Annotated in this window: 10 protein-coding genes, 1 tRNA gene and 2 pseudogenes; 8 read left to right on the forward strand and 5 right to left on the reverse strand. The window is 53.4% G+C overall.

The window, feature by feature from the left end; genetic code table 11:
- Positions 1-40: 40 nt before the first annotated feature.
- The gene (locus M2108_RS15320; protein WP_277470217.1) at positions 41-646 is read right to left on the reverse strand and encodes a LysE family translocator; all 606 of its coding nucleotides are present in this window, start codon (positions 644-646) and stop codon (positions 41-43) included.
- Positions 643-1110, reverse strand: a complete 468-nt coding sequence (locus M2108_RS15325; RefSeq protein ID WP_277470216.1) for an Lrp/AsnC family transcriptional regulator — start codon at positions 1108-1110, stop codon at positions 643-645. The genes M2108_RS15320 and M2108_RS15325 overlap by 4 nt, the downstream gene beginning before the upstream one ends.
- A 204-nt stretch (positions 1111-1314) precedes the next feature.
- Between M2108_RS15325 and M2108_RS15330 the strand changes: the two genes are divergently transcribed.
- The 4 genes from M2108_RS15330 to M2108_RS15345 all read left to right on the forward strand — a co-directional run bounded on the left by M2108_RS15330 (position 1315) and on the right by M2108_RS15345 (position 5774).
- A tRNA-Leu gene (locus M2108_RS15330) sits at positions 1315-1398 on the forward strand.
- 205 nt (positions 1399-1603) lie between these two features.
- Positions 1604-5077 (forward strand): PAS domain-containing hybrid sensor histidine kinase/response regulator, encoded by a 3474-nt coding sequence (locus M2108_RS15335; protein WP_277470215.1) that lies wholly within the window; start codon positions 1604-1606, stop codon positions 5075-5077.
- Between the two features lie 24 nt (positions 5078-5101).
- Positions 5102-5284 (forward strand): DUF6954 family protein, encoded by a 183-nt coding sequence (locus M2108_RS15340; RefSeq protein ID WP_277470214.1) that lies wholly within the window; start codon positions 5102-5104, stop codon positions 5282-5284.
- Positions 5285-5375: 91 nt separating this feature from the next.
- Positions 5376-5774: a NusG domain II-containing protein gene (locus tag M2108_RS15345; RefSeq protein WP_280777081.1), complete on the forward strand. Its 399-nt coding sequence runs from the start codon at positions 5376-5378 to the stop codon at positions 5772-5774.
- On the opposite strand, the gene M2108_RS15350 is transcribed toward M2108_RS15345, so the two are convergent.
- The 3 genes from M2108_RS15350 to M2108_RS15360 are packed head-to-tail and all read right to left on the reverse strand — an operon-like array spanning position 5767 to position 8729.
- The gene (locus M2108_RS15350; RefSeq protein WP_277470212.1) at positions 5767-6645 is read right to left on the reverse strand and encodes a TIGR03943 family putative permease subunit; all 879 of its coding nucleotides are present in this window, start codon (positions 6643-6645) and stop codon (positions 5767-5769) included. The two genes, M2108_RS15345 and M2108_RS15350, sit on opposite strands and share 8 nt — an antisense overlap.
- 20 nt (positions 6646-6665) lie before the next feature.
- Positions 6666-7655, reverse strand: coding sequence for a permease (locus M2108_RS15355; RefSeq protein WP_277470211.1), 990 nt, complete (start codon positions 7653-7655; stop codon positions 6666-6668).
- A 30-nt stretch (positions 7656-7685) separates the two neighbouring features.
- The gene (locus M2108_RS15360; RefSeq protein WP_277470209.1) at positions 7686-8729 is read right to left on the reverse strand and encodes a CobW family GTP-binding protein; all 1044 of its coding nucleotides are present in this window, start codon (positions 8727-8729) and stop codon (positions 7686-7688) included.
- Between the two features lie 221 nt (positions 8730-8950).
- Between M2108_RS15360 and rpmG the strand changes: the two genes are divergently transcribed.
- From rpmG to M2108_RS15380, 4 genes and pseudogenes are all read left to right on the forward strand, one after another.
- On the forward strand, positions 8951-9100 hold the full coding sequence (gene rpmG / locus M2108_RS15365; protein ID WP_039871924.1) for a 50S ribosomal protein L33: 150 nt from the start codon (positions 8951-8953) through the stop codon (positions 9098-9100).
- Between the two features lie 49 nt (positions 9101-9149).
- On the forward strand, positions 9150-10358 hold the full coding sequence (locus tag M2108_RS15370; RefSeq protein WP_277470208.1) for a GTP-binding protein: 1209 nt from the start codon (positions 9150-9152) through the stop codon (positions 10356-10358).
- 681 nt (positions 10359-11039) lie between these two features.
- Positions 11040-11748 (forward strand): annotated as a pseudogene (locus tag M2108_RS15375) (metal ABC transporter ATP-binding protein).
- Positions 11694-12769, forward strand: a pseudogene (locus M2108_RS15380) (metal ABC transporter solute-binding protein, Zn/Mn family); the annotation flags it as partial. The pseudogenes M2108_RS15375 and M2108_RS15380, both read left to right, overlap by 55 nt.
- Between the last annotated feature and the right edge of the window lie 29 nt (positions 12770-12798).

The following is a 12798-nucleotide window of genomic DNA, read 5'->3' on the forward strand; positions in this document are numbered from 1 at the left end:
AAGTGAAATATATAAAGATTATAAAGTTTATTGTTTATACCTATTGAAGTGCGTTGAATATGCCATAGAAGCTGAACAGGATAAGTACGGCAGCGGAGATACGGCTTAGAATCCGGCTAAAGGATTCGGGCAGCCTGCGGCTGATCCCTCTAATGATAAGAGCCAGGAGCAGCCACCAGCAGAAGGAGCCAAGGGCTATGCCGGCAGGCAGAAACAGGGAGCTTCCGGTGCTGCCGCCCAGGGAAGCAGCCAGCGCCATAAAGCTCAGTACTGTAGCAGGATTGGCCAGCGTCAGCAGAAACGAGGTAAGCAGGCTGTACAGCATTCCGCTGCGCGCAGTCTCCGTCATAGCAGCGGCTCCCGCTGTCCGCCAGGCCTTTACTCCGAGATAAGCGATGATCAGGGAGCCGAGCAGCTTCAGCGGCAAGGCATATGCAGCGGTAAAGTCGCCCACCGCCTTGAAGCCCGCGACCGTTACCAGCGCGTAAAAAGCGTCCGCCAGCGCAATGCCTGCACCTGTGGCCAGACCGGCGGACAATCCCTGCCGCAGCGTACGGTTCATGCAGAGCAGCGACATCGGGCCGACCGGAGCAGCGACAATAAAGCCGAAGCCCAAACCGCCCAGCATAGCAGGCCAGGGGGTCATGCTCCGCTGTCTCCATCCGGCAGGGGTACATTTGGTATCTCCTTGACGGTGCCAAGGATAATAGTCGTCCTCGTCCGCACAATACCGGGCAGACCTTTCAGTTCTTCACTGATAATCCGGTCGAGGTCCCTTGTTCCCCTGCAGCGGATTTTCAGGATGTAGTCATCGTCACCTGCCGTGTGATGGCATTCCTGAATTTCCGGCAGCTTCTGTACGAGCGTAAGAAAAGCCTGCCGGTGTGCCGGACGTTCTAGGGAGACGGCAACGAGTGCGGCCAGACTGTATCCCGTTGATTCAGAATCGATCAGAGCCGTATAGCCCTTGATGACCCCCTGTTCCTCCAGCCGTCTTACACGGTCAGCGGCAGCAGGGGAAGAGAGTCCGAGCATTCCGGCCAGCTCAGACCAGGTTATCCTGCCATTAGCCATGAGGGTGTTGATGATCTTTTTATCTAAAGAATCCATACTTATCATCCTAACTTTATTAAGTTAAATAGCAATATATCTTATTATATTTAATTTAACAATGATTTTTATCTTATGAATGAAAATTTATATATATGGATGAATCGTTGAATCTGAAAGCTGTTTAAAAATAGGTCTTGCAGTTTATCTCCAAAGGGTGTATATTCTTAATTACGGTGATTGAATCACTTATATACATAATATGCGGTCGTGGCGGAATTGGCAGACGCGCACGGTTCAGGTCCGTGTGGTAGCAATACCGTGGAGGTTCGAGTCCTCTCGACCGCATCAGCTTTATCACGAAACCCTTCGTCTGAAGGGTTTTTCGTTTTTTTAACGGTCATTAATCCCTCAGTCACGTTTGTGATTGGGGGATTTTGTGTAAGCGGCGCTCCGATTCCAAACAGGACTTCAGTTCGGCAGCGGATCGGCCGAAAAAAAGGTATACTAGGAATGAGCCAAGACCCCCTAATGTACAGAGGAGGCAATATCTTTGTCTGATATCCTTTATAAAACCTTATATATGCGGTCTTCTACCGGATTCGCGGTCGTTTCGCTCACGAACGGAATGATCGAGCTGGCGAACCCCGCTTTATGCAGCATGTTTGGATACAGTGAAAACGAATTTCTCAGCCTCCGGTATCTTGATATCACCTGTATGGAGAATAAAGACCAGGCAGACCAGGAACGGGTGATGAAGCTCCTGCTGCAGAGTCCCGGTGCTTCTGTGGACAGTGAAGAGCAGTTTGTCCGCAAAAACGGCGAAATCTTCTGGGTGGCCCTGCACTTGTTTCTGACCTTTGATGAGACGGAAGGCACTCCCGTCTATATGATTGCGGAATTGCAGGATATTACGGAGCGCAAGCAGGCTGAGCAAAAGATGCGGGAAGAATATAACCTGTATAACCTGATCACCCGGAATACTCCGGATATGATCTCGCTGGCTGATCCCGAGGGGACGATTATGTATGTCTCTCCTTCCGTGGAGAAGATGCTGGGGTATCCCGCGCATGAAATGATCGGCAAAAAAAGACTTGAATATTATCATAATAAAGATGCCATTGAGATGAAGGAGCCCGGCAAGCTTTATTCCGATAAAGATGTATTTACCAGAAGGGTCCGCCATAAAAACGGTGATTATTTATGGATAGAAAGCTCCTTCCAGGTTATGCGTAATGCCCGGGGTGAAGTGGAGCAGGTGCTGACCGTTGCCAGAGATATTACGGAGCGGAAGAAGTATGAAGAGATGCTGGCGAGTGCCCAGTTTCTGGCCAAAATGGGCTCCTGGGAATGGAATCATGCTCGCAAGCAGATGACGGTATCCAAGGAGCTGCGCCATATTTTCGGGCAGAAGGGTGACTTCAGCAATCACTCCTTGTACGATCCCAAGCTGATTCAGGACTCCATCCATCCGGAGGATTTACCTGGGGTGATGAGAGCCATTCGGAAATGTCTGCATTCCGGGGGGAGTGACAGCATGACCTTCCGGATCACAGCAGCAGACGGAACGGATAAATATATAAGCGCCCACTGGGAAGCGGTTCCGGATGATAACGGTACAACAAGGCAGATCAGCGGCGTAGTCCAGGACGTGACCGCACACCGGATTATGGAGGAGCAGCTGCGCGAGAGCGAGCAGAATTACCGGCTGATTTCAGAAAACTCCCAGGATTTCATCACACGCAATACGGCTGATGAGGATGCCACCTATCTGTATGCCTCCGCCGTGTGCCGGCAGATGTTTGGCTATACGCCTGAGGAAATGGTCGGCACGAAAGGGATGGGATATATTCATCCTGAGGATGAAGCCAGAGTCCAGCAGTATATCCGCGACGGAATGAGCGGACTAAGGCTGGAGCCGATCGTGTTCCGTTTTTTGTGCAAGGACGGCTCTTATCTGTGGGTGGAAACAACGCTGCGCCATATCCGGTACGGTCCCGGAGAAACCTCCGAAATTATCGGTGTAACCCGGGATGTCTCGGAACGCAAGCAGTATGAGCTGAAAATGATGGAAAGCGAGAACCGCTACAAATCATTGTTTGAATATAATCCTTCGGCCATCATTGCCATGAATCTGGAAGGCTGCATCCAGTCGCTTAATGCCAGTCTGCTGCATCTGACAGGCTATTCCCGGAGCAGCCTGCTGCAATCCTTCTACAGCGAGCTGATTGATCCGGAGGAACTGGATTTTGTTACCGAGAGATTTACCCGCGCTGCCGGAGGGGAAGCACAGACCTTTGAGAGCAGGCTGATCCACCGGCGAGGGCATCTGGTTGAGGTGAGTATGATCTATGTGCCGATTATGGTGGATTCCCGGGTAGTTGGTGTGTTTGCCATCACAAGCGATATCACGGAACGCAAGCGGCATCTGGAACAGATTGAGAAGCTAAGCTATGAGCATGCATTGATCCTTAACTCTGTTACCGAGGGTATTTTCGGCATAAGCCTGGAAGGGGAGACGGTGTTTATTAATCCTGCTGCCTCCGCGATGCTGGGTTACGGCTCCGGGCAGGGCGGAAGCAGCATTGAGCTGCATGCGATACAGCAGACCTGGCTGGACGGAGAGCCTTATCCTGGAGGCGGCAAGACACTGCCTGAATGGTTCTCTGAGCATCTGTCCTATGAAGAGAAGGAAGGGGTGTTCTGGCGTCTGGACGGCTCCAGCTTCCTGGTCAGATACCGGATGACCCCGCTGTTCGACAACGGGGAGCGGAAGGGCGTTGTTGTCGTATTCCGCGATATTACCGAAGAAAAAGCAATTGTACGGGCCAAGGAGTCAGCCGAACAGGCGGACCGGGCCAAATCGGAGTTTCTGGCGATTATGAGCCATGAGCTGCGCACGCCGATGAACGGCATTATCGGAATGACGGATCTGCTCACGGGCACGGAGCTCAACGAAGAGCAGGAATACTACACGCAGATTATCAACAAGAGCAGTGCGTCGCTGCTGCACATTCTGAACGAGGTGCTTGATTTCAGCAAAATAGAGGCCGGCATGATGACAGTGGAGCTGCAGGCCGTTGATCTCCGGCAGGTGATGTCTAACGTAACCGAAATCTTTTATCCGCGGGTAAAGGAAAAAGGGCTCGTGCTCCGGACGGAGATTGACGCTGAGCTTCCGCCGCTCCTGGTAACCGACGAGGGCAGGCTGCGTCAGATTCTTATCAATCTGGTCGGCAATGCCGTTAAATTTACGGATGAAGGAACGGTTAGCATGACTGCGCAGCTGGAAGCGGTCCGGGACAACGGAACGGTTATTCTCAAATTTACGGTAAAAGATACCGGAATCGGCATTGCCCCGGCCAGCCAGGGGCTGCTGTTCCAGTCCTTCTCCCAGCTTCATCCCTCCATTAACCGCAAGTACGGCGGTACCGGACTGGGGCTGGCCATCAGCAAAAAGCTGGTCGAGCTGCTGGGCGGAGCAATCGGGGTGGACAGCCGTGAAGGTGAGGGGGCTGAGTTTTATTTTACAATCGAAGCCTTGATTCCGCGGGAGGATTTAGCACAGGAGCTCATAACGGCAGGTGAAGGGGACAAGCAGGTAAAGGTGCAGAACAGGCGCAGCGAGTACTCGTTCGGTGAATTTGGGCCGCTGTCGATCCTCATTGCTGAAGATCATCCGGTTAATCTGCAGATTATGCAGGCTTTTCTCAGGAAACGGGGTTATCATGCGGATGTTGCCTTGAACGGGCAGCAGGCAGTGGAGGCAGTGCGTTTGCGCCGCTATGACCTGATCTTTATGGATATCCAGATGCCGCTGATGGACGGTATTGAGGCTGCCATGCGGATTAGAGAAGAGCACGGCCTGTATCCGGTGATTGTGGCCGCTACCGCTTTTGCCCAGAAGGAAGATAAGGAGATGTGCCTGAGAGCGGGGATGCAGGATTTCATCTCCAAGCCGATCCGTTCCGAAGAGCTGGACAGGGTGCTGCGGGAATGGTCGGCCCAGCACCGCAAACAGGAGTGACCGCGTGCAAGGGAGGACGGATGAATGAAAGGGCTAGTGTACACAGGGTTTGCGGTTATGTACGCGCTGGTCACCTTTTTTGGAATAGGTCCGGTGCTGTTTGCGGATGGGACGTTATCTGAACGGATCTTGACGCTTGTTGTGGTGCTGCTGATCTATGTCGTGCTTACGCTGGGCCTGCTGCTTGTGAGGAGACGTTTTTCATAAGCATTGACAATCTTTTCTTGGCTGACTATATTTATATTATCCGTAATTGTTACGTATAAATATAGTCAGCGAGAGGATCTTTGCACCGGATATGATGAAACGCGGCGATTTTATATTGATTGTTCTGGTTCTGCTGCTTGCAGGCGGAATTTATGGAGCCAAATGGCTTGATGTGCGGGGTGAGCATTATGAGCAGGGGGATCTGCAGGCCGTGATTACAATCAACGGCAAAGCTTACCAGACCGTTACACTGACCAAGGAACAACAGACCATTGATATTCAAACCAAATACGGCCATAACATTCTCAAGGTGTACGACTACGGCATTCAGATGACCTATTCGGATGCTCCGCTGCCGATTGCGCTTGATATGGGGTTCATCTCCAGGCCGAAACAGCAGATTATCTGTATTCCGGCCAGACTGATGGTTGAGGTTGTCAATCCGGATGCCTCGATCGATAATGACGAGGAGCTGGATGCCGTTATTTAGCTTCGGTTACTCCCGGACTGCTGCTGATCTGTTCCCAGGCGGCTACAGAATCGGCGTTGGAGTAGACATAAGGCGTTGAAGGCTGAGGAATTGGAGTTACGGTTTCAGGAATAATCTGAACAATGGTTTTACCTTGATATTCAGCGGTATGAAGCTTGCCCCGCACCTCAATCCAGGTGTCTGCGGGCAGGCTTATTTGCGCCTGCGGATCAAGCAGAATGCCGAACGGGGTCGCGTCTGCCGTGCAGCACTGCACCAGAAAACGGCTTACCGCATAAGAATCGCCGGCAGCCCCCTGTTCACGGTACAAGAACCCTGATACTGCGATCTCCTTGCCTTCAAACTGCTCCTTATACAGGTCGATGGCCCCGAAGGTTTCGGAGAAAATCTCGGGATGTACCGTGATTACAGGCTGTTTGTACAGCTTTCCTGCAAGCTCGGCGAATTCCTCCTGGTACGGGTTTGCGGCGGCAAACCGCTCCTCCCTTCCTTCCTCGGGCGAAATGTAGGTCAGGGAGACCCCTTTTCTCGCTGCTGCAGCCGTCCCGAGCGCCCGGTCTGGCAGCACAAAACCGAGCAGCAGCGGCAGCAGGAACAAGCTGTATAGAGCAGTGCTCTTGAACATGGACCGGGGCAGCTGGTGCTCACAGTCGCATAGTGCACTGCTTTTGCCGAAGAGGGCCTGTATTCCAAGACTTACGGCCATCAGCGACAAAGGCACCGGACAGAGCCGGATCCAGCGTGCCAGCTTGGGGGCAACATAATAGTGCAGTGCATTCTGCTGGCTTAAATGCGCAATATACAGCGCAAAACCGAGCAGAAGGACCGCCCTGAGCAGGTAATGCACGCGGATGCTGCGCGGGTCGTTCATAGGGACCTCCTGAAAGTGGATTAGAGCCAGAATGATGCCAGCACCGAGCCGACGAAAACGGCCGAGAAAATAAGAAAAAACAGATAAAAGGCAAATCTGGTTTTGAACAGCGAGAGCAGCATCAGCGAATTTTTGAAATCAAGCATCGGCCCGAGCACCATGAAGGCCAGAAGGGAGCCGGACGGGAAGGTATGCAGGAAAGTGGCTGCGACAAAAGCGTCGGAGGTTGAGCAAAGGGACAGCACAAAGGCAAGGCCCATCATGAACAGATATGAACCCAGCGGCATGCCGCCGATGGCTTCCAGGCTGCCGTGATCCATAAAGCTCTGAATACCAGCGGTCAGCACGCAGCCGATGATTAAATATTTGCCCATCTCGAAAAATTCATCCGAAGTATGGACAAGCACGGATACGAATCTGCCCCCGCGGGCGGTGAGCCGGTGTACTTCGCCGCTTTCCCGCCGGATGGACAGCCGCAGCGGCGACTTGGTTACGGTAGCGTATATGATGAGTCCTATGGCTGCTGCCACGGCAAAAGCCAGTCCCATCCGTGCATACGCGAGCCAGGGGTGAGTGCGGAACGCGGTCAGTGTAGCCCCGTATACGACAGGATTCAGGATCGGGCCTGAAAGAATGAATACAATGGCGACATACAGCGGCATCCCCTTCTGCATCAGCCGGCGGACAAGCGGGATCATTCCGCATTCGCAGACGGGAAAAAGGATGCCGAGCAGGCAGCCGAACAGGATTGCCGGGACCGGCCGCCGCGGAATCCAGCGCGAGATCCATTCGTCCGGGACGAACACGCGCAGCAGAGAGGACAGCAGGGCTCCCAGCAGCACGAATGGCATGGCCTCCAGCAGAATGCCGATGAAGGCGGTTTTGAAGCTGTGGATATATGCGTTCTCCAGCAGCTCCGGATGCTCCGGCAGCCAGACTATGCCCAAGACGATCAGGAAGACGGCGGGAACAAGCAGCGGCAGTATTTTTAGCGGAAAATAGGATGTCAATACAGGTTAGCTCCTTCCCGTTGTATAGCTTCAGCCAAACAGACTGGACCACTGCGCTGTCAGCTGCTGCTCATCGAGCCCCAGTCCGATGAACACAATATAGGGCTGGCCGGGGTAGCGTGATGCCTCCCATGTGATGCGGTTTCCGGCGAACTGGATCAGCTGGACAGGCTGCAGCTCGTGCTCCTGGCGCTTCAAGCGGACATGCCCTTTGGCTCTGAGCAGACTGCTTCCCCATTGCCGGAGAAAGGCTTCAAGCTGTTCGCCTGAAATGCCCTGCTCGGCCGATTGCGGAAAGGTAAGTGTGACGGCGGATACCTGGGAATAGGAACCGCCGGTATCGGCTTCCCGCTCCTGTACGGCGGTAGCTCCCGGAGTCTGTCCGCCGAGTATGCGTTTCAGCGGAACGCCGCTGACCGGAAGCGGACTGCGCAAGGCAGACGCATTACGGGGCTCCCGCGGGTATATGCCGGCCAGCAGCGGAGCCAGATTGATCTCGCTGTAATGGGTGAACACAATCTCCGAGTCCGCGTTGTATTTGCGGACGATTTTTTCAATACGCCACAGCCGCTCCGGCTCAACGAGATCGGATTTGTTGACGATCAGCAGATCGGCGCCGGCAAGCTGCTTGCGGAGCGTCCGGACCAGCTGTTTGTCAGACGAGAAGCGGCTGTTATATTCCAGCACGTTCTCCGCATCCAGTACGGTAACGGTATAATGCAATTGAACTCTTTCGCTAAGCGGCTGCTCCTGCAGCGTCAGGGCGATTTCTTCAGGATCGGCCACCCCGGTAAGCTCGATATAGATGATGTCGGGCCGCCGGGCGAGGACGGCATTGAGGCTTCTTGGCAGGTCCTCTTTGCGGCTGCAGCAGACACAGCCGTCCAGCAGCTTTTCCACATTGGCCCCGGTCTGCTCCTGCAAAATATATCCGTCTACGTCACGTTTGCCCAGCTCATTCATCACAACTCCCGCATTCAGCCCCCGTGCCTTGCTCTCCTGCAGCAGGGTGAGCAGGAGGGTTGTCTTCCCGCTCCCCAAAAAGCCGCTCAAGATCATAACCGGTATCTTCATGGTCCACACTCCCGCCTTTATTTGTTATGAATCACTGCAAGAATCATAGTTTCATAATTCCATCTATACGTGCCGCCAATGGCAGAAAGACCATCTTTTGAGAGATTGGGTCCTGTGCTGCTAGGAATTTTTTTGGCTGGGGACAGTTGACATTTGGCCTTAGAAGACGTTATGATGTGTAAATCGTAATAATTACGAATAAATAAAAGGAGCTGAATATCATGAGAGTAACCGTAACCTTGGCCTGCACGGAAACAGGCGACCGCAATTATACCACTGTCAAGAATAAGAAAAATAACCCCGAGCGTCTGGAAATGAAAAAGTACTCGCCCCGGCTGAAGCGCGTTACACTGCACCGGGAGACCCGCTGATTCGTAAACGGCTATTCGAAATAAAACTATTCCAATAAGGGGCATAACCATGAAAAAAATACCTGTAACCGTGCTGAGCGGCTATCTCGGCTCCGGCAAGACGACACTGCTCAACCATATCCTGCAGAACAGGGATGGCCTGAAGGTGGCAGTAATCGTTAATGACATGAGCGAAGTGAATGTGGATGCCAATCTGGTGAAGTCCGGTAACACCCTGTCACGGACTGAAGAGACACTGGTGGAGATGTCCAACGGCTGCATCTGCTGCACCCTGCGCGACGATCTGCTGCGTGAAGTAAGCAGGCTGGCTGCCGAAGGCCGGTTCGATTATATCCTGATTGAATCCTCCGGGATTAGTGAGCCTGTGCCGGTGGCCCAGACCTTCACTTACGCCAATCCGGAGCTGGATATTGATCTATCGGAGCTGGCCAGGCTCGATACAATGGTCACGGTGGTTGACGCGAACCGGTTCTGGCACGATTTTGCATCCGGAGACAGTCTGCTTGACCGCAGTATGACCGCCGGGGACAATGATTTCCGTGATATCGTCGACCTGTTAATCGACCAGATTGAAACCTGCGATGTGCTGCTGCTGAATAAATGCGATCTGGTGGAGGAGCAGGAGCTGAACAAGCTGGAGGCCGTACTGCGCAGGCTGCAGCCTTCCGCCAAGATAATCCGCACCGTTAAGGGTGTGGTTGATCCTAAAGAAATTCTGAATACCGGCCGGTTCGATTTCGAAAAAACAAGCATGTCCTCCGGCTGGATTGCGGAGCTGAACAAGGACGAGCATACGCCGGAAACGGAAGAATACGGCATCGCCTCGTTCGTCTACCGGCGCAGAGCACCGTTTCATCCCCAGAGGCTCAGCTTCTTCTTCAGCAACTGGCCGGAAGAAGTGGTGCGGGCCAAAGGTTTGGTCTGGATTGCCGCTAATGGCGATCTGGCGGCAACCCTGAGCCAGGCCGGCCCGTCGATCCAGTTCGGCCCGGCCGGTTACTGGCTGGCGACGCTGCCGGAAGCGCAGCAGCTGGAGGTGCTGGAGACTGAGCCGGATGTGAAGGCGCGGTGGGATGAGCAGTGGGGCGACCGGATGAACGAGATCGTGTTCATCGGCATCGGGATGGACCGGGCTGCACTGGAAACACGGCTCGACAGATGTCTCCTGACTGCTGAGGAGATGGGTGAGGACTGGGAGCGGTTCAACAATCCGCTGCCCTGGCCGTCTGAGGAGCTGCTGGCTGCGGGGCAGGAGTAGCGGCGGTTGTTTAAGTAACGGATTAGAAGCAGGATCAGGATTGGAATGGATTAATAACAGGATCAGGATTGGAATAGATTAGAAACGGTAAAGATCAAAAATGATTAATTTTCATTTAACTGGTTTACAAATCGTAATTATTACGAAAAAATCATTGGGGTTAAGCGTAATTTTTACTAATAAAGGTTAGCTGAGCTCCCTTTGAACGTCCGTACTTTCAACGTCCGTACTTTCAACGTCCGTACGTTGAACGCCCCATATTGTCTCTAACGGACCCCAGAGCCGTTATTACCATGAAAACGTGGCTCATAAATTTTTAACGGACCCCAGCGCCGTTAATTGCCTGAAAATCCACAGGAATCAACAGTTTGGAACAGGATAACGTCTGCTGAGTCCGTTAGAAATGGGAAGAGGCTCAGCAGACGTAAATAACGGCATTGGAGTCCGTTAGGAGCGGTGAAGTTCGGTAAGATGTGGCGCGATTGCAGAGAGCCGATGAGAGTGAATGGGAGCCTATGAATGCTAATGAATGCTAATGAATGCTAATCAAAGCTGATGAAAGCCGATGAAAGCTGACGAAAGCCGTAAATCAAAGGACAGCAGAGAAGCAGACACCGGAAAGCGGGGCAGCAATGACCGGCCAACAAAGGGGTGTCAAAGATGCAGAAGGGAGGATGTTCCATGATATTGTCATCCATGCGGAATGTGGTGTTCGGCTATGGTGAAGAGCTGGTCATCGACCGTCTCACGCTGGATATTGAAGCCGGGCAATTCATCGGTATTACCGGATCGAACGGGGCGGCGAAGACGACTCTGCTCAAGCTGATGCTTGGCCTGCTGCGGCCGTGGGGCGGGACGGTGGAACTGAACGGGGAGCTGGCTGCGGACGGTAAGCTGAATATCGGCTATGTTCTTCAGCAGATTGCTTCGTTTAACACTGGGTTTCCCAGCTCTGTTATTGAATTAGTCCGGTCCGGCTGCTACGGGCGGCTGGGGATTGTTCCGGCGTTTCACCAGGGAACAGGATGAGCTGGTGGAACATTATCTGCGCTAGGTGCATATGTGGGATTACCGAAACCGCAGGATCGGCGAGCTGTCCGGCGGACAGAAGCAGCAGATCTGTATCGCCCGGGCGCTGACCCAGTAGCCGCAGGTGCTGGTGCTGGATGAGCCGACAACCGGGATGGATGCGGCTAGCCGCACCGGTTTTTATAAGCTGATGCGCCATTATGTTAATGCGCATGGCCGGACTGTTATTATGGTCACGCACGGTCTGGAGGAAGCGGGTGCCTATCTGGACAATGTAATCAGTCTGGAGCGCAAGGAGGAGGAGGGCTGGACATGCTTGGTTACGAATTCATGCAGCGCGCCTTTTGGGCCGGAGGACTGATCGGCATCATTGACCCCTTGCTTGGGGTCTATCTGATGCTGCGCCGCCAGGTGCTGATGGCCGATAACCTGTCGCATGTGTCGCTTGCCGGAGTGGCCCTCGGCTCGGTGCTCCAGCTTAATCCCGCGCTCAGCGGCTTTGCAGTCGCTGTTGCCGGCGGCCTGGTCATCGAGCAGCTCCGCCGTTCTTACCGTACATATAGTGAGCTCCCGGCAGCCATTATCATGACCACAGGGCTCGCACTGGCTGTTGTGCTGATGAGTCTGAAGCAGAATCTGAGCAAAAGCTTCAGCTCTTACCTGTTCGGCTCCATTGTCGCCGTCAGCGATACCCAGCTGAGGCTTATCGCGGTTGTTGCGGCCGTTGGCCTGGCTTATTTCATTGTGCTGCGCCGGCCGCTCTATAGCCTGACTTTTGATGAAGAGACGGCCAGCATCAGCGGTGTCCGTACAGGACTGCTGTCCTTTTCGTTCGCGGTGCTTACAGGCATGACCGTTGCCGCTGCCATGCCTGTTGTTGGTGTGCTGCTGTTATCTGCGCTGATCGTTCTCCCTCGTCACTAGCCCTGCGCATTGCCTCCGGCTTCACCGCCGCCATTCTGATTGCGGTATCTGCCGGACTGCTCGGCGTGTTCAGTGGTCTGACCGCTTCCTACTATATAAATACGCCTCCCGGAGGCACGATTGCGCTCATTTTGCTGCTGTTCCTGCTGGCAGCCATTGCTGCTCAAAGGCTGATCACACAGGTTCCGATTGCCGGCCTGTCTCCGGAGCAGGAGCCCTCTGCTGCCCAGATGGCTGAAATTGTTGAGTTTGCCAATGCCAACGATGTATAAACAATCTTTTTTGATACCCTGGTGTCTTCCAGTGTCGCCGAAACTATTGCCCAGGAAATTGGAGCGAAGACGGCCGTGCTGAACCCGATTGAAGGTCTTACAGATGAGGAATGCAGCAGCAATATGGATTATATATCCGTTATGCGCCAGAATCTTGAAGCGCTGAAGATAGCATTAAATGAATAGAACAGCCGGATTATAACCGGGATAGAGAG

Source organism: Paenibacillus sp. PastM-3 (assembly GCF_029893965.1).
Classification (GTDB): Bacteria; Bacillota; Bacilli; order Paenibacillales; family Paenibacillaceae; genus Paenibacillus_AQ.